The sequence below is a fragment of the Paraburkholderia sp. PAMB 6770 genome (assembly GCF_057748135.1).
On the sequence record NZ_CM173239.1, the window covers coordinates 264,372 to 284,176 of the forward strand.

General features: G+C 62.2%; 16 protein-coding genes and 3 pseudogenes. 13 read left to right on the forward strand and 6 right to left on the reverse strand.

Features of this window, described 5'->3' with window-relative positions; all coding sequences use genetic code 11:
• Positions 1-223 precede the first annotated feature (223 nt).
• From AC3AP7_RS18750 to AC3AP7_RS18760, 3 genes are all read left to right on the forward strand, one after another.
• Positions 224-1,615, forward strand: coding sequence for an aminotransferase-like domain-containing protein (locus AC3AP7_RS18750; protein WP_487364084.1), 1,392 nt, complete (start codon positions 224-226; stop codon positions 1,613-1,615).
• A gap of 189 nt (positions 1,616-1,804) precedes the next feature.
• A complete protein-coding gene (locus AC3AP7_RS18755) occupies positions 1,805-3,058 on the forward strand; it encodes a tyrosine-type recombinase/integrase (RefSeq protein ID WP_487364085.1) in 1,254 nt (417 codons plus the stop codon).
• A gap of 129 nt (positions 3,059-3,187) precedes the next feature.
• On the forward strand, positions 3,188-3,457 hold the full coding sequence (locus tag AC3AP7_RS18760; RefSeq protein ID WP_487364086.1) for a hypothetical protein: 270 nt from the start codon (positions 3,188-3,190) through the stop codon (positions 3,455-3,457).
• A gap of 336 nt (positions 3,458-3,793) precedes the next feature.
• Here AC3AP7_RS18760 and tnpC read toward each other — a convergent pair.
• From tnpC to tnpA, 3 genes and pseudogenes are all read right to left on the reverse strand, one after another.
• A pseudogene (gene tnpC, locus AC3AP7_RS18765) lies at positions 3,794-5,351 on the reverse strand (IS66 family transposase).
• 30 nt (positions 5,352-5,381) lie between these two features.
• Positions 5,382-5,726: an IS66 family insertion sequence element accessory protein TnpB gene (tnpB, locus tag AC3AP7_RS18770; protein ID WP_488324849.1), complete on the reverse strand. Its 345-nt coding sequence runs from the start codon at positions 5,724-5,726 to the stop codon at positions 5,382-5,384.
• Positions 5,723-6,169, reverse strand: a complete 447-nt coding sequence (gene tnpA / locus AC3AP7_RS18775; protein WP_488324850.1) for an IS66-like element accessory protein TnpA — start codon at positions 6,167-6,169, stop codon at positions 5,723-5,725. Before tnpA ends, tnpB begins: the two co-directional genes overlap by 4 nt.
• Before the next feature lie 108 nt (positions 6,170-6,277).
• Here tnpA and AC3AP7_RS18780 point away from each other — a divergent pair, with 108 nt between their 5' ends.
• Positions 6,278-8,629 (forward strand): serine hydrolase domain-containing protein, encoded by a 2,352-nt coding sequence (locus AC3AP7_RS18780; protein WP_488324851.1) that lies wholly within the window; start codon positions 6,278-6,280, stop codon positions 8,627-8,629.
• A gap of 395 nt (positions 8,630-9,024) precedes the next feature.
• On the opposite strand, the pseudogene AC3AP7_RS18785 reads toward AC3AP7_RS18780, so the two are convergent.
• Positions 9,025-9,663, reverse strand: a pseudogene (locus tag AC3AP7_RS18785) (transposase); the annotation flags it as partial.
• Between the two features lie 42 nt (positions 9,664-9,705).
• Between AC3AP7_RS18785 and AC3AP7_RS18790 the strand changes: the two are divergent.
• The 9 genes and pseudogenes from AC3AP7_RS18790 to AC3AP7_RS18830 all read left to right on the forward strand — a co-directional run.
• A pseudogene (locus AC3AP7_RS18790) lies at positions 9,706-9,867 on the forward strand (transposase domain-containing protein); the annotation flags it as partial.
• Positions 9,868-10,496: 629 nt separating this feature from the next.
• A complete protein-coding gene (locus AC3AP7_RS18795; RefSeq protein ID WP_487364090.1) occupies positions 10,497-11,342 on the forward strand; it encodes a transporter substrate-binding domain-containing protein in 846 nt (281 codons plus the stop codon).
• A 45-nt stretch (positions 11,343-11,387) separates the two neighbouring features.
• Positions 11,388-12,110: an ABC transporter permease gene (locus AC3AP7_RS18800; RefSeq protein WP_487364091.1), complete on the forward strand. Its 723-nt coding sequence runs from the start codon at positions 11,388-11,390 to the stop codon at positions 12,108-12,110.
• A gap of 18 nt (positions 12,111-12,128) precedes the next feature.
• Entirely contained in the window at positions 12,129-12,875 is a 747-nt protein-coding gene (locus AC3AP7_RS18805; protein ID WP_487364933.1) for an ABC transporter permease, read from the forward strand.
• Positions 12,876-12,902: 27 nt separating this feature from the next.
• Positions 12,903-13,694, forward strand: coding sequence for an ABC transporter ATP-binding protein (locus AC3AP7_RS18810; RefSeq protein WP_487364092.1), 792 nt, complete (start codon positions 12,903-12,905; stop codon positions 13,692-13,694).
• 33 nt (positions 13,695-13,727) lie between these two features.
• The gene (locus AC3AP7_RS18815; RefSeq protein ID WP_487364093.1) at positions 13,728-15,311 is read left to right on the forward strand and encodes an HAL/PAL/TAL family ammonia-lyase; all 1,584 of its coding nucleotides are present in this window, start codon (positions 13,728-13,730) and stop codon (positions 15,309-15,311) included.
• A gap of 35 nt (positions 15,312-15,346) precedes the next feature.
• Positions 15,347-16,096, forward strand: a complete 750-nt coding sequence (hutC, locus tag AC3AP7_RS18820; protein ID WP_487364094.1) for a histidine utilization transcriptional repressor HutC — start codon at positions 15,347-15,349, stop codon at positions 16,094-16,096.
• Positions 16,097-16,394: 298 nt separating this feature from the next.
• Positions 16,395-16,559 carry a hypothetical protein gene (locus AC3AP7_RS18825; RefSeq protein WP_487364095.1) on the forward strand — a complete coding sequence of 55 codons (165 nt, stop codon included), beginning with the start codon at positions 16,395-16,397 and terminating at the stop codon, positions 16,557-16,559.
• A 714-nt stretch (positions 16,560-17,273) separates the two neighbouring features.
• Positions 17,274-17,864, forward strand: a complete 591-nt coding sequence (locus AC3AP7_RS18830) for a hypothetical protein (protein ID WP_487364096.1) — start codon at positions 17,274-17,276, stop codon at positions 17,862-17,864.
• Here AC3AP7_RS18830 and AC3AP7_RS18835 read toward each other — a convergent pair.
• The gene (locus tag AC3AP7_RS18835; RefSeq protein ID WP_487364097.1) at positions 17,779-18,627 is read right to left on the reverse strand and encodes an acyl-homoserine-lactone synthase; all 849 of its coding nucleotides are present in this window, start codon (positions 18,625-18,627) and stop codon (positions 17,779-17,781) included. The two genes, AC3AP7_RS18830 and AC3AP7_RS18835, sit on opposite strands and share 86 nt — an antisense overlap.
• A 267-nt stretch (positions 18,628-18,894) precedes the next feature.
• The gene (locus tag AC3AP7_RS18840) at positions 18,895-19,683 is read right to left on the reverse strand and encodes a LuxR family transcriptional regulator (protein WP_487364098.1); all 789 of its coding nucleotides are present in this window, start codon (positions 19,681-19,683) and stop codon (positions 18,895-18,897) included.
• Between the last annotated feature and the right edge of the window lie 122 nt (positions 19,684-19,805).

Here is a 19,805-nt window from a genome sequence, read left to right on the forward strand (position 1 = left end):
TTCTCCACGTAGCCTATCGAGTCAATATGAGTCGGTGTAATTCTGTGGATTGGTAAACTAATTGAATCGATGTAATGTGTCAACTGCCTTGTGAGACAGTCAGCGTGCATCGATGCGAAACCCACAGGGCACAAATCGGGAATCGCTGGTTGGACGAAGTATTCCGATTGGATTACACTATTCATATTTGATCTATTACATCGAACCAAGGATATCTGCCCCCATGTGGGAACCGGACCTGAAGCAATACGATGGGGCGATCTATGAAAAGATCGCTGCGGCACTGGAAAGCGATATCCAGGCAGGGCGTCTGCAGCCGGGTACCCGGTTGCCGACGCTCAAGGAACTCGCTGCCCAACTCGGGGTTACACCGGGTACGGTGAACAGGGCGTACGAACTCGCGCAGCGAAGAGGGCTGGTCGAGGGGGAAGTGGGGCGGGGTACTTTCGTGCTGAACCGGGACGGGCGTAAGGAAACGGGACGATCTGCCGTGTTGCCGTCAGCGCCAGACACGACTCCTGACGTCATCGATCTGTCGATCGTCAAACCCAATTTGCAGATCCAGGAACCCTATATGCGCGCGGCCCTGTCCGACCTTGCGCAATCGGGCTCCCTGCTGGACATGCTGGATTACACCCCCGATGGCGGACATCCGCTTCACCGTCAGGCAGGGGCAGCGTGGATGCAGGCAGGAGGATTTCCCGCGAGCCCAGAGCAGGTCTTGCTGACAGCAGGCGCGCAGCACGGGCTATGGGTAGCGGTCAATGCGCTGACCCGGCCTGGCGATCTCGTGTATTGCGAATCGCTTTGCTATCCTGGTGTGGCCTCGGTGGTGTTGAGCCTTGGCCGGCGTATCCGGGGTGTGCGAATGGACGAGGAGGGGATGGAGCCGAACAATCTGCAGGATCTGTGTCGTCATGAACGCCCTGCAATGGTGATCTGCATTGCGACTTGCCAGAATCCAACGACGGCAGTCATGTCTCCTCAGCGGCGCAGCGACATTGCCCGGATTGCGCGAGACTTCGATTGCATCCTGCTTGACGATGACCTGTACGGCTTTCTCGCACCGACGTCCGTTCCACCACTGGCAACCTTCGCGCCCGAGCGCTCCGTCTATCTGACAAGTCTTTCGAAGTCCGTTGCGTCGACGATCCGGCTGGGTTACATCCATTGTCCGCCGGAATGGTTACCCCGAATGACGGCGAGCGTGCGTACCAGTATCTGGATGGTCTCTCCCCTGGCTGCGCAGATTGCGACCCATCTGATTACCAGTGGACAAGCAGCCGAGATGGCAAACAACCAGTCTCGGGAGGCCCGTGTCCGGCAGGACATGGTGAAAGAGTTGCTGGGGCGATATGAGTATCGGGCTCAACCAACCTCGTTTCACATCTGGCTCAAACTTCCTGCCCGGTGGTCGAGCGGGGATCATTTCGCGGTGCTTGCCCGTGGACATCAACTGATGATCTCGGGGGGCGATGCGTTTTCCGTTAATCGGGACGAGGAAGGAAGGCAAAGCGTCCGGATTTCGATTATGGCGTCGACCCGGGATCGCATGCGCTTTGTTCTGACGAAGCTGACTGGATTGATCAATACACCTGACTCTGCCTGGCTTTAGGCTTCCAATCCATCCGCCCTTCAAAGGTTCCAGGCTGTTCCTCACCCTTCCCTGGATGCTCCGCAACTCCATGATTTTGCGTGGATTTGTGGGTAATGACGTGCTTGCGGCGTCCGACCGCGTCCCACACAATATCCGCACGAAACATGGGTAGCGACATGGGTTTTGTGGGTAGGAATGGAGGGCAACATGGCAGGACGACATTTGCATCGACTCAGCGCTCTGCGGGTCGCAAAGACAGTGACGCCCGGTCACTATGCCGATGGCGGTGGGCTGTATCTGCAGATCGCGGGCAGTGGCGCGCGCTCGTGGGTGTTCCGGTTTACGCTTGATGGCCGCGTGCGCGAGATGGGACTCGGGCCGTTGTCGCGGGTCTCGCTTGCCGAGGCACGGAAGCAGGCCGCGGATTACCGCGAGAGGGTCCGGGAGCGCATCGATCCCATCCATGCACGGCGGGAGCAGCAGCGCCGGGAGTTGCTCGAAATCTCGATGGACGCCAACGTCACGTTTCGTGAGGCTGCCGAAGCGTTCATCCGGGTGCGCGAACCCGAGTGGCGAAACCACAAGCACGTTCAGCAATGGGGTAACACGCTTAAAAGGTACGCGTATCCGGTGATGGGTGACGTTCGGGTGCGTGACATCGATGCCGCGATGGTCGTGCGGATTCTCCAACCGATCTGGACGAAAAAAGCGGAGACGGCGCGCCGGGTGCGTGGCCGTATCAAGGCCATCCTCGACGCAGAGACGGTGCTGGGCCACCGCGCCGGCAGCAACCCCGCCCGGTACGCCGATCACCTGGAACTTGTATTGCCGCGGTCGAAGAAACGCTCGCAGATCCAGCACCATCCCGCGCTGCCGTGGGAGGCACTGCCGGAGTTCATTCGGGAACTGGAGCGACGTCCGCGACGTGCGGCACGGCTTCTCCATCTGCTTATCCTGACGGCGACCCGTACGAACGAAGTGCGCCTCGCGCGACCAGAAGAATTCGACCTGGATAACCGTGTCTGGTCCATTCCCGGTGAACGTACGAAGAGCGGCCGACCGCTTCGTATTCCGCTGTGTGACCGTGCGGTTGAGATCGTGCGGAGTGTATTACCTCGTGCGAAATACGGCTACCTGTTCCCGGGCTGCAAGGAAGGACGTCCGCTATCCAACATGGCGATGTTGCTCCTTCTGAGACGCATGTCGCGAGACGACATCACCGTACATGGTTTCCGGTCGACGTTTCGCGATTGGGTGGCCGAATGCACGGAGTACCCGGACTCATTGGCCGAAGAGGCGCTGGCTCACGTCATCGCGTCACCGACAGTGGCAGCCTACCGGCGTCGAGACCAACTTGAGCGTCGGCGCCGGATGATGGACGATTGGGGGCGATACTGCGGCGGCGAGCGGGGGGCCGTCGAGTCAACGGTGTCGGATGTACCACAACCATTTTCAGCCTAGCAATTGGCAGAGAGGGAAAGCCATACCGTTCGACAAGTCGCTGATAATCTCTTACGGACCATCGGCGTGGGCGCGCATTCACACAGGAACTTCACACGCGTCTGGAGTGAGGTCCTTGCGTGAGAGTTGATGCACTGGATTCAAATTTTCTTGTTTAACCAGCATAGCAAGGATGCGGACGGCTGGACGTTCAACAGGAAACGCTACTGGACGAGCAGGGACATCGTGTTGCCGGAGGTGACGACGTCCGCGCATCTCGGGGCTGAGTCATCAGCGGTCGAAGCGGTGGCGGCTGCTCACGAATGCGTATTGCATAACAGCACGATGTGTGACGGTGCGCAGTACTTCTGCATTCAGAGGACAGGCGCGTTCTGGATGACATCCGGTAATACCGTTTGAGCGTGCACCTCACGTGTGATCACGTTCGCCGCTCGTTGTTTGTGCCGATGTAATTCGTTGTTATGGAATTGACCCGGATGTCGATATAGTCTGACGTTTCCAGTGATCAAGGGGACTCCATGATTCCTGGCGTGTGCAAGCCCGTGGTCCTTCGGTGATCGCGGGCTTTTTTTTGATCGCGACGAATTGATATGCAATGCGAATAACCGATGTCGATTATTCGGAACGATCGGTATATGCAATGATCCGTAAGCGCCTCGCGACGGCCGTCCGCCGTGCGACTGCCGCGTGAGGCATGATCGGGTATCGGACTACCTGGCTGTCACTGGCTGGCAATCAATCAGTAGACGCCGATGGGTCAGCCTGCCGAGGCAGCTTGCTGGCCACGTTCCAGGGCAACAGCTCGTCGACGCGGTTAATCGGATGGTCAGCGATGTGGGTCAGGACGTATTCGAGGTAGGCGCGCGGGTTGATCCCGTTGAGCTTGCACGTCCCGATCAGACCGTACATCGCGGCAGCCCGCTCGCCGCCGCTATCGGAGCCGGCGAACAGGAAGTTCTTGCGCCCCAAACTTACACAGCGCAGCGCGTTTTCGGCCAGGGCGTTGCTGATCTCGGCACGGCCTTCTTCGCAGTACAGCACGAGCGCATCCCACTGGTTGAGCGAGTAACCGATCGCTTTGGCCAGATCGGATTTCTTCGACAGTGTGGCGAGCTTGTCCGTCATCCACGTCTTGATGGTCGCGAGCAGCGGCACGCTTTTCTCTTGCCGCACGCGCAGCCGTTCTGCAACTGGTTTGCCGCGGATGTCGGCCTCGATGCCGTAGAGCTCACCGATCAATTCGAGCACCTGTCGAGTCGCTTCGGTAGGCGTGCGGTCGTGAACTTCGTAGACGTAACGCCGGGCATGATCCCAGCATGCAGCTTCACGGATCTTTCCGCTCTCGTACAGTTCGTTGAAGCCACTGTAGGCGTCGGCCTGCAGGATGCCCTCGAATCCGGCGAGATGGGTCTGGGGATGGATACCTTTGCGGTCGGGCGAGTAGGCAAACCACACCGCAGCCGGTTCCGTCGAACCCGAACGGCTGTCGTCGCGCACGTACACCCAGAGCCGTCCGGTCTTCGTCTTCTTGTTACCCGGCGCAAGCACCGGGATCGGCGTGTCGTCCGCGTGCAGCTTCGACGGTGCCACCGTGTAGCGGCGCAGCGCCTCGGTCAGCGGCTCGCAAAGCGCTTCGCACTGGCCGACCCAGCGGCCCATGCTGGCCGGGTCGAGCTTCACGCCGTCGCGCGCGGCAATCTGCGACTGCCGGTACAACGGCGTGTGGTCAGCGTATTTCGAAACGAGGATATCGGCCAGCAGGCTCGGATGGGCGATGCTGCGCGTGATCGGCAAGCCGGGCATGGACGGCTGTGAGACGTGGTGACCGCACGGACAGACCGTCTTGCGCCGGATTGTGCGAATCACCTTGAACATTGCTGCGACGCGGGCGAGCTGCCCGGACACGTCTTCTCCGAGCGGCTGCATGGCGCTACCGCACCTGGGGCAGATCGCGTCAGCGTCGAGCACGCGTTCTTCGCGTGGCAGATGCGGCGGCAGCGCTTCCTTCGGCGACGCGTCGCCGGCCGACGTGTTCGCGCTCGATTGGCGGGCGCGTCGCACATCGGCGACGCCACGCTCACCCGTCAGTCAGATCCTCGAGCGCGGTTTCGAGCCGCGCGACCTCCCGGTCCAACTGCTCGGACTTGCGTCCGAACTGCATGCGCTTGAGCTTGTCGATCTGCGCCTTGAGCTGCTCAATCTCAAGATCGCGCTCGGCAAGCTGGGCACGGGCCTCGACCAGCAAGGCCCGCAGGGTCTCAACATCGTCAGGAAGTTCAGCGCCGTTCGACATGCGACGCAGTTTACGAGCCTTCCTCGCGGTTTACAACATCGACAGTGCAGCGGTACGACGCGGCTGCCGCCAATCGATGCCTTCGAGCAACATCGACAGTTGCGCCGCCGTCAGATGCACCTTGCCGCCATCGGCCTGCGGCCAGACGAAGCGGCCACGCTCAAGCCGCCTGGCAAGAAGCCACAGCCCGTCCTCGGTCGCCCACAGGAGTTTCACGAGGTCGCCGCGGCGTCCCCGGAAGATGTACACATTGCCGCCCAGCGGATTCTCCTCAAGCGCCGTCTGTACCTTCGCCGCCAGTCCCTGGAACCCGCAGCGCATGTCGGTGACGCCTGCCACAAGCCAGACGCGTGTACCCGCGGGCAGAGCAATCACGATCGCACGCTCGCCAGTACTACCCGTAGCGTATCGGCATCGACGACGCCGTCGACCTTGACGACCACGCCGCCGATCCGGATCTCGATCGTCCCGGCCCGCGGCGTCGGATGGACGACGTTCGGCGCGTCCGGCGACATCGCCACGCGCTCCGGCAGCGTCTCACGGACCACAGCTACTGGAATCAGCGACGTCGTTTCGGCCTGCAATTGCTCGCGATACCGACGCCGCCATGTGAACAGCATGTTTGCATTGATTCCACTCTCCCGTGCCAGCTTCGCGACCGACACACCAGGCTCACATGCGGCGGCTGCAAGTCGGCGTCGAAATTCTGGATCATGGTTCGGGCGTCCCTTGCGGCTATCCGGCTTGGCTTCCGACTCTGTCACAGTGATGTCCATCAAATCCAAAATGATGGGCACCACTTTGAGGTCGCTCCTCATCGCCGTCTACGACGGCCGTCGTGAGGTGCTTACAATGATCCCGCCGCGCCGCGCATTTCTCCTGCTGGCTGCCTGATTGCCCGAACGCGGGGCGCTCGCGTGCGCGCGGTGCGCACTTCGCAAACGTGTCGGTGCGGTACGTCCGGTGGCCGAGCCGGCCGCGACGGTTCCCGGATATCTTCCGGATTTGCGACTGATGGCGATCGCCACGACTCGCCCTTCACCGGAATCGAGCACCCGCGTGCGCGCAACGGAGCGGATGCACACCTGTCGATTGTCCGGCACGATGCGCGAAGGGACGCGCAGCGGGGTTCTCCCGTCTGCGGGGGGCCGATTTTCCCCGAGTCGCGGCGGGGCTGCAAACTGGAGCGTATAACCGGTTTCGGGTATGCAGGCGGTCACGTCATTGTCGAAGCGTCTGTCGGGCGCAGCCATTCGCGGCAGGCCGTTGCACGGGCGGCTGGCTCGCGCGGTAATGGCCGCGATATCCCTGCTCGATTGCCACCGACGATCGTTATAATTTGGCACGCTACACAGAAACCGCACTACACAGGCTCCGAAACGACAACAAGGAGAACCGCCGTGCCTCGTTCTGACCGCGTCAACGATCGACCTTTTAATGCCGGACGCCGGCAGTTTCTCGGTTTCACCGGCGCCGGAATGCTTGCGACGCTGCTGCCGGGTTGCGACAGCGATGAAGTCCAGCGCGTCACATACGAGGGGACGATTGCGATGGGTCGGCAGGCGATCCAGCAGGCGATCAGTGATCCGGCGCAACCCGTGGCGGCGATTTCGGTGGCGATGCTCAAGGGCAATAGCGTGGTCTGGCAGCAGGCGTTCGGCATGTCGTCGGTGCCGGACCAGATCGGTGCCACGCCCCAGACCCGCTTTAACATCGGCTCGGTCAGCAAGGTGATAGCAGCGCTCGCCGCCATTGTCCTTCAGGACCGTGGACTGATCTCGCTTGATACGCCGATCGTCCGCTACCTGCCGGCATTCACGATGCTGTCCCCCGAGTTTGCGCAGATCACGACGCGTCAGCTGCTGTCGCACTCGTCGGGTTTGCCCGGTACCAATTCACGCAACCTCTTCACGTTCGCCCCGGTTGCCGGCTATGCGGCGGATACGCAAGCCGAACTGGCGAACACGCATCTGAAGCACCTGCCGGGCGAACTGGCCGTGTATTGCAACGACGGGTTCACCATGATCGAGCAGATCGTGCTTGCGATGACCGGGCAGAGCTACGCGAGCTTCGTCGAAACGAACCTCCTTGCGCCGCTGGACATGACGAACTCCAGCTATCTCACGGGTGTGCCGACTGCGGGCTCATTCGCGTATCCGTACGTCAACGGCACGCAGTATCAGGAATTCGTCAATGCGTATGCAACCGGCGGGCTGAGTTCGACGCCGGGCGACATGATGAATCTCGCACAACTGTTTCTCGGCGGCGGCGTGTTTCGCGGTCGGCGGATGGTGTCCGCCGCCGGCGTCGCCGAAATGGGCGCGGACCAGACGACAGGGTTACTGATCAATCCCGCGCCGGAATGGCGCTGGGGGTTGGGGTGGGATTCTGTCCAGCAACCGGCGCTGGCGGCGGCCGGCGTGTCCGGATGGGAAAAGGACGGCGGCACCGCATTCTTCTCGAGCGAATTCTTCGTCGTACCGGGCGCGCAGTTTGCGTTGATGATCACCGGCAACTCGGGCTACGACGCGCGCAAGCTGGCGGAGTCGATCGTGCTGTCCGCGCTGAAGGAGGACGGCACGATCGCATCGCTGCCGCCCACGGTCGGCGGCACGGTTCCCCCGGTCGCCTCGGGCCCTGCCGTGGCCAGCGCCGCCGGCATCTACGGCAACTGCAACGCGCCGCTACAGGTGATCGCTGCGACGGACGGCAGTCTGCAACTGAACCAGTGGGAGAGTGCTACGCGCGCGTGGTCGCCGGTTGGCGCAGGGACCTACCAGTACCGCAGTGACGGATGGTGGTGGAGCGACAGCGATGCGGCATCGTATCGTTTTGCGCTCGCCTCCGGAACCGACGAAGACGGCAACGCGTACAGCTATCGCTATCTGATGAAGCGGGTCGTGCCCGGCGCGGGCTATGCATTTCTCACGCTCGCGATCGGTCAGCAGCTTGGCGCGCTCGCGCCGCTCGATAGCGCGTGGCAGCAGCGCCTCGGCACACAATGGCGCTTGACCAACGATTCGCCGACCGCAGTGCCGATCGTCATTGGTGGAAATGAGCCGGCCATCCTCACCGCGTTGCCCGAATTGCCCGGCTATGTGCTGTACGGGAACGACGACCTGCGCTATCAGCTCTTCGTGCCGCTCGCAGACGACCGGGGAGGCATGTCGGTAAAAGTACCGGGAAATTTCGGTCGCGATCTCTACGAGATCCGCTTCGCGTCCGCGAACAACGCCACCACGCTGACATTGGGCAGTTCGATATACGCGCCGGTCTGACATTGTGACGAGATCATGCGGAGATGCGTGGGCAGCGTTTCTCAGCGTCACCTTGCCCGGCGTTTGGGGGCGCGCTGGCCGGCGGATTTGTGGCTACGTCATGGCGGCTACATCAGCACGAATCGTACCGTTCCACTTTAGATGACTTGAGCCTTATCTGATAAGGGTTTCGGTCTTTCGTCTTGACAGGGAAACGATGCTAGCTACAAATTTGGGCGACAGTCAGGGATGGCGGGTCCTGGTAGCTCCGAGCGGGGGTACCGTGTCGATCGCGTCCGCAAAGATGTGGGTTATCGGGCGATGGTCAGGCGCAAATGGTTGATGTTGGGTGCAAGTGGTAAGAAGGGGGCATTCACGGCACTGGTGGGCACCTGGAGACCTTCTAACACCCTCTCCTTTTTAATCAGATCGTTCGCCTTCTTGAGGATGTCGCGCTCGATTTCCAGCCTCCGGACGTCGCGTCCGAGCGATTCGGCCTGCGGTTCCCGCTCTGCACGCTCAAGGTTCGGTGCTGGCTTCTTCTGGCGTCTCGTGGATGCTGGAACCTCCTGTCCGAGTAGCTGCCGCTTCCAGTTGTACAGCAGAGGCCTGCTCACGCCCGCTCTCTGGGCAACGACGCTCGCGCTTTCCTCTCTGGTGCACAGTTCAATGACGGGCGCCTGCCTGGCTTCGTGCGATTTCGGAACGCTGCCAGCGACCGTGCCGACGATACGCTTTCCGATCCCGGGGCACAATTCTTGGCTCCATTTGGCAAACGTCCCGCGACTCGGATAACCCAAAGCCTTCAAGGTCGCAGCGGCGCATCGGTCATGGCTCAGAAAGTGATCGACGGCAATCTGTTTCTGTTCGGCCGGATACGTTGGCGCAACACGAACATAGCCGGCTCGCAAATCATGGCACCGGTCGTACTCGCGATGCCAGCACTTCAACGAATTCTTTGTCGGTTAACCCAGCTGCCCGGCGGTCGCCCTGACGCGCTTGCCCAACTTCAGATAACGCTGAACTGCTCGAACGCGGTCTTCGTACGAGTACACGGACTACCTCCAGGTATTCCAGGAGTTTAGCCGCACCCCCGTGTACAGAGCCTGCTGTTGACGCGTCGAGCCTGCGGCGTCGAGCCGTATGACTACCTGCTACACGCACTCTGCGAATTGCCGAGGCGTGTACCGGCCGCAGATGTAACCGACCTTCTACCGTTCAATTACGCCCGGCAGCAGCAAGAGGAAGAGTCCGGCTGACGAACTGAATGCGCGTCGGCGTGCTGGCCCACGTGGAGGCTCATTACCTCGACGCGGACATTGCCGGTTGCCCCCGACCATTGCGATACGGCTACGTTCGACCATCGGTCGCAAACGATTCTTTATTCGGTGTGCTGAAGTCACCGCTTTCGATTCGCTAGCCCGAAGACGCACCGGGCCTGGTATGTTTACCAGGTGCCAGCCATCGTTATCGGGTGGCGATATCCTGCGCGATTATGTAGTTGGCGTGAGACGCGGCTGAAGCGAAAAAAGCGGATACCCCCGGTCCTCGTTTACAACACAACCCTCCGCATGCGCATGATTGTCTAGACAATATCAATTGCGATATTGGCGAGCGCGTCGTCGCGCGCGCCGGCTCGAACGTCGTCCCGCCGCAGCCGTGCCTTTTTGCATCGATCATTACAACCGCTCGACAGGCCGGCTGCGTGGGAGTTGCCGGAAATCCGGAGCTGTCGGAGCGGCACCTCCGGGAATACCCTCGGGATTCAATTTATTTTGCGATTTTCACTTGCGGGGAGATTTTGGCTCATGCATGCTTGTATAGACAAGATGGCAGTGGCAGTCCAGGTTCGCAAGCAAACGTCTCTTCAAACAACAGGAGTCTCGACATGGGAATCAAGCGGGCCACGCTCGTCAGGGCGTGCATGGGTGCAGTACTGGGCGCGGCGGTCCTCGCTTCGGCGAACGCACAGGCGAAAGAGGTCATCATCGCCACGGAGGGCGACTACGCGCCCTGGAACCTGACGCAGCCGAACGGCAAGCTGAGCGGTTTCGAGCCTGAACTGATCGCGAATCTGTGCACGCGTGCGCAACTTCAGTGCAAGCTCGTCACGCAGGACTGGGACGGCATGATTCCCGGCCTGATGGCAGGCAAGTTCGACGTATTGATGGACGCGATCTCGATCACGCCGGAACGCGAGAAGATCATCGGATTTTCGAATGCCTATGCGGCGACACCTGCAACGTTCGCCGTCACTGACACGAAGCTTCTGCCGAAGACGTCGGCCACCCCGATGGTCGTGAAGCTGGGGAGCGACGCACGGGTCGATCAGCCTGCCATCGACGCGCTGCGCAAGGCGCTCAAAGGCAAGACGATCGGTATCCAGTCGGGCACCGTCTATACGAAGTTCATCGAAAACAACTTCAGGGACGTCGCGACGATCCGCGAGTACAAGACTGCGCCGGAGCGCGACCTCGATCTGGCGAATGGCCGTATCGACGCGTCGTTCGACGATGTGACCTATTTTACGTCGGGTGCGAACAAGACAGCGTCGATCGTGATCGCAGGTCCGGAAATCGCCGGCCCGATCTGGGGACCCGGTGAAGGACTGGCGTTTCGCAAGCAGGACGACAGTCTGAAGGCGAAGTTCGACGTCGCCATCGCGTCGGCGATTGCGGATGGCACAGTGAGCCGGCTGTCCGAGAAGTGGTTCAAGACCAACGTCGCGCCCTGAGCGGCGTACGCGCTGTCACGTTCATCGCGGGAGGGGAGAGCGGCAATGGCTTTTTTCGACATCTTTGGTTTCGGCGCGGACGGCTGGGGCGGCATGATGCTGCTGGGCGCCGTGATGACGGTGTTGCTCACGCTCGCCGCGCTTGCCATCGGCGCGGTCGCCGGCTCGCTGGTTGCCGCCGCGAAGCTCTCGCGCCTGCGCATCCTGCGCGTGGTCGGCGATTGCTACACGACGGTCTTTCGCGGGGTGCCCGAATTGCTGGTCATCTACCTGTTCTACTTCGGTGGCTCGTCGTTCGTGTCAAGCGTCGGGCAGTGGTTCGGGGCGAGCGGCTTTGTCAGCGTGCCGCCGTTCGCGATCGGCGCGCTCGCGGTCGGGCTCATCTCCGGCGCGTACCAGGCCGAGGTGTATCGCGGCGCGGTACTGGCGGTCGCGCGCGGCGAACTGGAGGCCGCGCATGCGGTGGGGATGCCCCGGCTGATGGTGGCGCGCCGGATCCTGATTCCGCAGGTGGTACGCTTCGCGCTGCCCGGAATCGGCAACGTGTGGCAGATGAGTCTAAAGGACTCCGCACTGATTTCGGTAACCGGCCTTGCCGAGCTGATGCGCACCAGTCAGGTGGCGGCCGGATCCACGCACCAGTATTTCGCGTTCTTCGTCTTCGGTGGCGTGCTGTATCTCGTGATCACGAGTATCTCGAACCGCGTCTTCGGTCGCGCGGAGGCCGTGGTCGGACGCTCGTTCAAGCGCAATTTCGCACGCAACTGATTCCACGAGAAGAGATTGATCATGCCCGACTTCGGCTTTCTTTTCGACACGATGCGCCAGCTGCTCGCCGCCGTGCCGACGACGCTGGCCCTGTTCTTCGCTTCGCTCGCGCTCGGCGGCTTGCTGTCGCTCGCGATCGTCGCGATGCGCGTGTCGCCGCACTGGCTGCCGAACCGCTTCGCGCGCGTGTACATCCTCGTGTTTCGCGGCTCGCCGCTGCTCATCCAGATGTTCCTCGTCTATTACGGGCTCGGCCAGTTCGGCGTGATCCGCGAAAGCTTCATGTGGCCGCTGCTGCGCGAGCCGTATGTCTGCGCGGTGCTGTCGCTCGCACTGTGCACCGCGGGGTACACCGCCGAAATCATTCGCGGCGGCCTGATGGCCGTGCCGGTCGGGCAGATCGAGGCCGGCTATGCGATCGGGCTGTCCGGGTTTGCGCTGCTGCGCCGCGTGATCGCACCGATCGCGCTGCGCCAGTGCCTGCCGGCCTACTCGACGGAGGCGGTGCTGCTCGTCAAGTCGACCGCACTCGCGAGCCTCGTCACGGTCTGGGACGTGACCGCCGTCGCTCAGGAGATCATCCACGAGACCTATCGTACGACCGAGGTGTTCGCGTGCGCGGCGGTGATCTACCTGGGCCTGAATTTCCTGATCGTACGCGCGCTCGGACTCGTCGAAGTGCGGCTGTCGCGTCACCTGCGCCCTCCGCCCGCGGCGGCCGCGCCCGCCGTCACCTCGCCCGATCCCCGCCGCGCCGTGTCCTGAGCGGCCGCGCACTGAAGGAGAATCTCCATGAATGCTGCTGCACCCGTTGCCCTGTCCGTCAAGGACATCCAGAAGTCGTTCGGCCATCATCAGGTGCTCAAAGGCATTTCGCTCGATGCGCACGAAGGCGATGTGATTTCGATTCTCGGCGCGAGCGGCTCCGGAAAGAGCACCCTGCTGCGCTGTCTGAACCTGCTGGAGACGCCGGACGCTGGCTCGGTCTCACTCGCCGGCGAGGAACTGAAGATGAAGCGCCGCAGCGACGGCACACTGCAGCCGGCAGACCGTCGCCAGGTGGATCGCATCCGCTCGCAGCTCGGCATGGTGTTCCAGAACTTCAACCTGTGGTCACACATGACGGTGCTGGACAACCTGATAGAAGGGCCCATGCGCGTGCTCGGGCGCAAGCGCGCCGAAGCGACCGAGGAAGCCGAGGCGCTACTGGCCAAGGTAGGGCTTGCCGAAAAGCGTGCGCACTATCCGGCGCATCTGTCGGGCGGCCAGCAACAGCGGGTTGCCATCGCGCGTGCGCTGGCGATGCACCCGAAGGTGATGCTGTTCGACGAACCGACCTCCGCGCTCGATCCCGAACTGGTTGGCGAAGTGCTGCGCGTGATGCGCGCGCTTGCCGACGAAGGCCGCACGATGCTGGTCGTCACGCACGAGATGGGCTTTGCCCGCCATGTGTCGAATCGCGTGATGTTTCTCCACGAAGGCCGTGTGGATCTCGACGGTACGCCGCAGGAAGCGTTCGGCGAGTGCAGGTCCGAACGCTTCCGCCAGTTCGTTTCGAGCCATCAGGACCGGGCCGTACATTGACGCCGGATCGCACCCGTTACCGTGAATATCTCCATGACCATCACCCGTTCCGAACGGCCGCTCGACTGGTGCGAGATTGCCGCGGTCGCCGCGGGCGCGCCGCTTGAACTGTCCGAGCACGCGCGCGTGCGCATCGAGGCCGCGCACGCGCTGGTCGCGCAGATCGTGGCGCGCGGCATCCGCGCGTACGGTGTCAATACCGGTGTCGGCGCGCTGTGCGACGTTATCGTGTCGCCAGCCGAGCAGCACGACCTGTCGCACAACATCCTGATGAGCCATGCGGTGGGCGTCGGTGCGCCACTCGCGCGTGAGGAAACCCGCGCGATCATCGCCGCTGCGATCAACAATCATGCGCACGGTCATTCGGGTGTGCGACCCGAGGTCGTGCAGCAGCTCGCCGCGTTGCTCAATGCCGATTGTCTGCCGGAAGTGCCGGCGTTCGGCTCGGTCGGCTACCTGAGCCATATGGCGCACATCGCACTGGTGTGCGTCGGCGCTGGGCGCGTCCATTGGCGTGGAACCATGATGAGCGGCGCCGACGCGCTGCGCGAACTCGGTCTCTACCCGCTGTCGCTCGAGGCGAAGGAGGGCTTGAGCCTTGTGAACGGCACGCCGTGCGTGACGGGGCTAGCCGCGCTCGCGCTCTCGCGCGCGCGGCGGCTGCTCGACTGGGCTGACGCGGTGGCGGCGATGAGCTTCGAGAACCTGCGCGGACAGATCGACGCGTTTGACGCGCAGTCGCTCGCATATCGTCAATCGCCGGGTCTTGCGTACGTCGGTGCCCGCCTGCGCGCGGCGCTCGCTGGCAGCGGCATTCTCGCAGCGGCGGTGGGCCGGCGCACCCAGGATCCGCTCAGTCTGCGTACGGTGCCGCAGGTGCACGGCGCCGCGCGCGACGTGCTGGGCAATGCGGGAGAGATTGTGAACCGCGAACTGGCGTCGATTACCGACAACCCGGTGGTGGCCGGCACGCTGGACGAGCCGCGCGTCTATTCGCAGGCGCATGCAGTGGGTGCGTCAATCGCGCTCGCGATGGACAGCGTGGCCGTCGCGGTCGCGCAGGTGGCGGCGATGGCTGAGCGCCGCATCGACCGGCTCGTGAACCCGCTCGTGAGCGGATTGCCGGCCTTTCTGGCCGTCGAGGGCGGCACACGTTCGGGCTTCATGATTGCGCAATACACGGCGGTGTCGCTGGTGGCGCAGAACCGGCGCGAAGCGGCGCCGGCGAGTCTCGACGGCGGCATCACATCCGGCCTGCAGGAGGACCACCTGTGCCACGCGACGCCGGCGGCGCTCAAGGTGCTGAACATCATCGAGAACAGCACGCGTATCGTCGCCATCGAATTGCTGGCCGCCGTGCAGGCCTACGATCTGCAGCCGGCCGACCTGCCGCGCGCGTACTACACTGAAGGGTTGCGTGCGCAGGTGCGCAGCGTATTGCCCACGTATCGCGACGACCGGCCGCTTGCCGACGACATGGCCTTCGCATTCCGCATGCTGGCTACTGACGCGCCCACGTTGCCTGACGCCGCGCTGGCGATTCCGGTTTCGCAGGCGGACGTTCAGACGTCGAAGGCCGCTGCGTCCGCCGTGCTGACCGGGGCGTTCGGCCACTGATGACCACGCCGCCGGGCTATCCCGGGGCGTACAGGATGAGTATGGATGCACGACACGACGCAACGGAAGGGACGTGTGACGCGCGGACACCCCAGAAGGTATTGCCGGCTTACGAGCAGATCAAACAATACGTAATCGGGCGCATCACGGGCGGGACGTGGAAGCCTGGTGACCTGATTCCGTCGGAGACCGAACTCGTGAAAGAGTTCGGTGTGGCGCGCATGACCGTGTCGCGCGCGCTGCGCGAGCTGACGGCGGAGCGCGTGCTGACGCGCGTGCAGGGTCTGGGGACGTTCGTCGAGTCGCGTCATTACGAGTCGACCGTGCTGGAGATCCGCAATATCGCCGACGAAATCACGTCGCGTGGACACCGGCATTCGGCCCGCGTGCTGACGCTCGATGCGAGCAACGACCCCCAGGCCGTGGCCGCAGTCGGTCTGGCAAGCGGCTCCGTGTTCCATTCCCGTATCGTCCACAGCGAAAACGGCGAGCCGATCCAGTACGAGGATCGCTATGTGAACCCGCTGGTGTTTCCCGATTATCTGAAGCAGGACTTTACGGTCGAAACGCCCAATCACTACATGGTGCGGCTCGCGCCGATCCAGCGCGCCGATTTCCGCATTTACGCGCAGAAGCCCGATGCGCGCGTGCGCGCTCAACTGAAGATGGAAATCGGCGAACCGTGCCTGCTGATGTGGCGCCGTACGTGGGTCGGCGAGCGGGTCGCGACGTCGGTACAACTCTGGTATCCAGCTTCCCGTTTTCATCTGACCGGGAGCGCGTGATCACAATTCATGCGCCGGCTTGTTGCCGCAGCGCCGCTGAATCCCGCTTCCTGATGCGTTTAGCTCTCCAGAGCCAAGCACGCAAATTTGGACAACCGGAAAAATGGGGCGTTCAGAGCCTGATCGGCGATAATGCCGGCAAAGGACCTGGAAGATGACGAAGAGAGTCCGACGTGCGCACTCCTCAGCGTTAAAAGAGAAAGTTGCGATAGCGGCGGTCGGGGGTGAGCGGACGCGGGCCGGGCTGGTGCAGCAGTTCCACGTGCACGCCAGGCAGATCACGGAATGGAAGCGGTAGATGCAGGAACGTGCCGCAGACGTGTTCGGTGCGGGCGGCACGGCGTCGAGCGAGTCGCTGGTCGATCTGAAGGAGCTATACGCGAAGATCGGCACGCTCACGCCGGAGAGCGCTTTTTTAAGAGGCTCCCTCAACAAACCGGGATTGCTGGGCGCAAAGCAATGACGGATCGTACCCACACGTTTCCTGGCTCACAACAGACGCGACTCTTGCGTCGCGAGGGACACGGGATTGACCATCGGCGTGTGCGTACGCTGATGAAGCGCAGGGGTATCGATGCGCTGTACTGCTGGCGGTACTTGAGCCGGCGCAATACGCAGCACAAGATCCGGTCGTATCTGCTGCGTGGCACGAAGATCGAGCGGCCCAACCAGGCGTGGGCACGCGACATGGCGCACATTCCATTGGCGTGTGGATTCGTGTCGCGCAAAGGAGACTTCCTTCGGGGCGTTTCTGACGGCGGCGGTGGACTGGGCGAGTTGCAAGGTACTGGTGCACCGGGTAGCCATCAGGCTGGAAGCCGTGCACGTCATCGAAGCGCAAGAAGAAGCGTTTGCCTGTTACGGGCAACTGGACATGGTGAACACCTTTCGGCTCGCATCGGGAAGCCTCGCGACAAGGCACAGGCGTGTTTGGCCGCCTACCTTTTGGCGGGTAGCAATATCCTGCGCGATTATGTAGTTGACGTGGGACCCGGCGGAAGCGAAAAACGGATACACCCGGTCCACCATCACGACATAACCGGTCCGGTAAGCCTCGCGCATTTGACGTGAATTCAATCGAGGTACAGCACTGTTTCTGGTTCGGTGGTGGACCCGGTATTGACAGTTCGGACGCTTGACGGTGCATGCGGGCACCACGTTTAAGGTGAGGCACGCCATGGAGCACGGTGACGGTGTATCGCAACCAGACGACAGGAAAGACCGCTCTGCGTGTATGCGCGATTGCGCAGCGTTGCAAAGTCGGCTGCAGCGCGCGGAAGCGGAAGTCTGCCGGCTCAGGAGATGTCTTCACCTGAAAGAACAGAAGCTCTGCGAGCTCAGAAAGGTACTGGCGAATTCGGCAGCCGCGCATTATTGTGTGGAAGACCGCCTGCAACGCGAGCTTGATGCGATGAGGATCGGTATGCCTGCCGGAGCGGAGGAGAAGTCCCTCGACCTGGCCGATGGTGATGGGGTAGCGGGTGGTGTGCTCGTCCGCCTGCCTTACGTGACGACGGTACTGTCCGTCCTGTTCGACGCCATGCACGCGTTCTGGGCGGATGGTGACCACCGTCACTCTCCGAAGTCTTCGACTGTCGCACGTGCCATCGATGAACGCCTCGGACTGAGCGCGCAGGCAAATGGCGAGGCGTCACGCAGCGGCCAGGCGTATGCGTCTGCCATCAGGCCGGATTGGGTGAAGGATGCGGACAACCGGCATCATCATCGTCACGCGGCAACGGTGCGGGGATCGCCGTGGCCGGGGTGAGTCCGGTAGCGCTGCACACTCCCGGTGTGCCCCCTCTTTCGAGGCTCGCACTTGTGCGTGTCACCGGGTTTTGCGGAGACATTCCGGATGTGGCGGGCCGCCGGAGAACGCGAGGCTCTGTTTCCTCCGCGGAAGAAGCCGGCGACGCGCGGAACCCATACCACGTCACCGAATCCAGAAGATCGTGCAGATTGCGTCCGAGGTTGGTGAACGTTGAAGGCGTGAGATCAATCGCACAGACCAGGAAGGGAAATGCGGAGGTCTCCAGGTCCGGCATGATCTCACGGAGGTCGAGACCATAGCGGCGGTACAGGCGAGCGACGGCGCGGGTTACTACGCCGATTATGCAGGTTGCCCCGAGGGAAACGGCAATAGCCAGCGCATAGGGAAACAGTTCCATGCCCAATCCGGCATCCGCCGGGTGGCCGGTTGTCCGGGATCCGGCGAACCGTGAAAGCTCCCATACCGTTGACGACGACGGAAGAGCGAGAGACGACGGACAAGGGAGCAGGTCGGGGAGCAGGTACGGGCCCGTGGTTGGCATCAACCTGGCGCAACCGCAGAGTTGCCGCTCAGGCGTAAGCGCGACAATCTGAACTGCATTCTCCCCGTCAAAGCGGTCCCATTCGGCAGTGGCGCCTTCGGTAACATCGGGCAGTGACCAGCCCAGACGCCGCACGAATACATCGTGCCGGAAGGTTCCCAGATCGTGACGCATATCGGGGGGCAGGTCATTCCGCCTGCCTGCAGCGATGTAGGACATGGACTTTTCCTCCTGTGTTAACGGACGCCACGCTATCAACGCGGGATCACGAGAGGAACTAGTCAGTCAGGGAGGCCGGCCCGGTAGCACACACAGACGGATGCGGGACTGCCATGCGCAAGATGTGGATCGGAATGCGCGCGCTGGCTGGGCGGGCGTTCCGGTTCAAGATGCGGGATAGTTGATCCGCCCGGACCGGGCGGACTGGCGATAACGAAAGCCGTCTGAAATTGCTGGAGGAACGCAGGGTCGTGGTCCCGACGGTGATCAGTGCTGGATCAGTCCGTAAACGGTGGCGTACACGGCCGCCGTTGTTCTGCTATTGACGTTGAGCATCCTCATGGCTTCGCTAACGTGATAAATAACCGTGTGATGGGATATCCCGAGGATCGTGCCGATTTCCCACGAGGTTTTTCCGCGTGCGACCCAGAGCAGGCACTCGCGCTGGCGGGGGGACAGTTGCAGCGTCGGGCCGGGGTGCTGGCTCCGTGTAAGGCGTTCCAGTTCCTGGTGAAACAGCGTACTGATCAGGCTGGCCAGTTGGAGGCTGACGATGGCACGGGCGTTGACCGGCTGGCCGGACAGGCTGATGAGCAGAACGGCGCCACCGGGCTCATGAATGGGGATGCTGAGTCCGTGGGCCAGTCCGGCATCGCGCGCTTCGCCGAGTACGCGTCGCTCGACATGATTAAGGTCGGGAATGTCGACCCAGTGAAAAGGAACGGGGCGAGTGAATGCTGCCCGATGCACGGGATCGATAGGTCCGTAGTCGCGTTGCAGGTAGTGCTGTACCCAGTTATCGGGATAATGGGCGAAAATGGTTTCCACATTTATCCGGGGGTGGGATCGGGAGCGGGTTCTCGAGATCCGGCTGACCGCATAGCGTGGAAAACCGAGGGAATGCGCAGCATGACCAAACAGGCGATCAAGTGAAAAAATGTCGCTGGATGTATGAAAGGTTGCCAATATCGGCGCCATTCGATTGACCAGGTCGATACTCCATGGCCGTGGTCTGGATGCCATTCCGCGTGGGCGATGTCGAATAACGGATTTCATGACTGTCACCTCGCTTCTGCCCGGTGGTATTCAAGGAAGTGATGCGGCGGGAACGCCAGCTATCCGATCGTTTCCGGAAGCCCAGCCGATTGCGTCAGGCAGCTTGTGCCCTGGCAGTGATT